The organism is Vibrio sp. Vb1554 (assembly GCF_033344235.1).
This window is the reverse complement of the sequence record NZ_JAWPOJ010000092.1, coordinates 1-1,972: the sequence shown is the minus strand read 5'-3', so window position 1 is coordinate 1,972 and position 1,972 is coordinate 1. Positions and strand designations below refer to the sequence as shown.

The following is a 1,972-nucleotide window of genomic DNA, read 5'->3' as shown; positions in this document are numbered from 1 at the left end:
TAAGATTCAAGCATTTCCCATCACAGAAAGAGAAATGATGACGAGATCACACAGGAATTGGGCAAATTGAACAAATGGTGTTCAAAATTGAATTTGATAGCCGTTTCAGACCACTAACCTTGATGGTAGGATATGTCGATACATTATTACGCAAGAATGAGCCAAGTTATGAGTGAAATCACCCTTCCAGAATATCAATCTATTGCTGCAGAGCTACAATCTGCAAGTTTAGCTGTGACACCTGCGGAGCTGCACGGTTTGCTTGTCGGCATGCTAAGTGGTGGATTGGCGATTAACGATCAAACCTGGCAACCAATTCTATTCGATTACACCAATGATGGCATGGGCTGGCCAACGACGGCGTTAGCTTTTGCACAGACGGTCTTCAAAGTGACGGCGAACGAGCTAACGGGTTCATCCATGGAGCTGTCACTACTTCTGCCGGATGAGTCGGGCGAAGAGGGTTTATTCGCGTTGGCAGATAGCTTGTCTGATTTTGTGAATCACTTTATCTCTGGTCTTGGTTTAGCAGGCATTGCGCTGAACAATGCATCGGATGATGCAAAAGAAGCGTTGGCTGACCTAGAAGAAATTGCCAAGTTAGGCATTGATGAAGATGATGACTTTGGTGAACAAGCACAATTGCTGGAACAAGTCATTGAACACGTGAAAGCTTGCGTACTTACCATTCATGCAGAGTTCGGAGCTCGCCCAGAAAGCAGCGAAAGCAAACCGACGATTCATTAATCTAGATAGACCAGAGGTTAACATGAAGCAATATGACGTAGTCATTGCTGGTGGTGCCATGGCTGGGGCTACACTAGCTTTAGCGATTGAGCATTTGTCTCAAGGGGCTTTGCGTGTTGCCGTTGTTGAACCGTTTAAAGCGCAATCTGATCAGCATCCGGGCTTTGATTCGCGCTCGATTGCTTTGTCTTATGGTACGGTTAACCTGCTGCGTCACTTAGCGTTATGGTCTGCGATTGAACCTTTTTCGACCCCGATTGAACACATCCATGTGTCCGATCGTTCTCATGCGGGAATGACGGACATCACTAAGCACGACGTTGGCGTTGAAGCGTTAGGTTATGTTGTAGAGTTAGCCGATGTTGGTCGTGTTTACCAAGAATTGCTGACTCACAGTACCGCTATCGATTTGTACTGCCCAGACTCCGCGAAGCACATTACCCGAACTCAAGAAAATGTGACGATTGAGCTTGCTAGTGGTGAGTTGCTTAATGCGAAATTACTTGTTGCCGCCGATGGTGCGGTTTCGCAATGTTGTCAGCAAATTGGTTTGGAGCTTTCTGAGCATGATTTCGACCAAGTTGCCGTAATTGCCAATATTGTGACTCAAGAGCCGCATCAAGGTCGCGCATTTGAGCGTTTTACTGAAAACGGCCCAGTTGCCCTGCTGCCAATGAGTGATAATCGAATGTCGCTCGTGTGGTGCTTACGCCCTGATGAAGCTCAAATTGTAATGGAATTGTCTGAAAGCGAATTTCTTGAACGGCTTCAGCAAGATTTTGGTTGGCGATTAGGTGCGATGCAAAAAGTGGGGCTGCGAGCGAGCTATCCGTTGTTGCTTCGTCACCGTAAGCAAAATATTTCACACCGTTTTGCGATAGTCGGTAACGCAGCACAAACGCTGCATCCGATTGCTGGGCAGGGCTTCAACTTGGGGATCCGAGACGTGGTCACTCTCGCTGAGGAATTGGTCAAGCAAGGTGAAGATGTTGGGCGTTACCAAGGCCTGATCCGCTTTAGTCAACGCCGAGAAGCAGACCGCAACGAAACCATTTGGCTAACAAGCTCGTTAGTCCATGTTTTTTCAAACGATTTACTCGCGATGCGAATTGGGCGAAATACGGCCTTAGCAGCGATGGATAACCTTTCTATTTTTAAGCAGCCGCTCTTGCGCCATACTCTTGGCTTAGTGAAACGATGATTGACTGCAACAAACTAGGTAACA

2 protein-coding genes are annotated in these 1,972 nt (G+C 47.0%); both read left to right on the top strand.

Annotated features, from left to right (window positions below):
• Nucleotides 1-168 precede the first annotated feature (168 nt).
• Nucleotides 169-747, top strand: coding sequence for a YecA family protein (locus R8N28_RS23850; protein WP_005457285.1), 579 nt, complete (start codon nt 169-171; stop codon nt 745-747).
• 22 nt (nt 748-769) lie between these two features.
• Nucleotides 770-1,948: a 2-octaprenyl-6-methoxyphenyl hydroxylase gene (gene ubiH, locus R8N28_RS23845; protein WP_005457284.1), complete on the top strand. Its 1,179-nt coding sequence runs from the start codon at nt 770-772 to the stop codon at nt 1,946-1,948.
• The last annotated feature ends 24 nt before the right edge of the window (nt 1,949-1,972 follow it).

What these genes read in the sequence shown, in the direction of transcription:
- ubiH (WP_005457284.1), top strand. Translation starts at nt 770, where the DNA reads ATGAAGCAATATGACGTAGTCATTGCTGGTGGTGCCATGGCTGGGGCT.
- R8N28_RS23850 (WP_005457285.1), top strand. Translation starts at nt 169, where the DNA reads ATGAGTGAAATCACCCTTCCAGAATATCAATCTATTGCTGCAGAGCTA.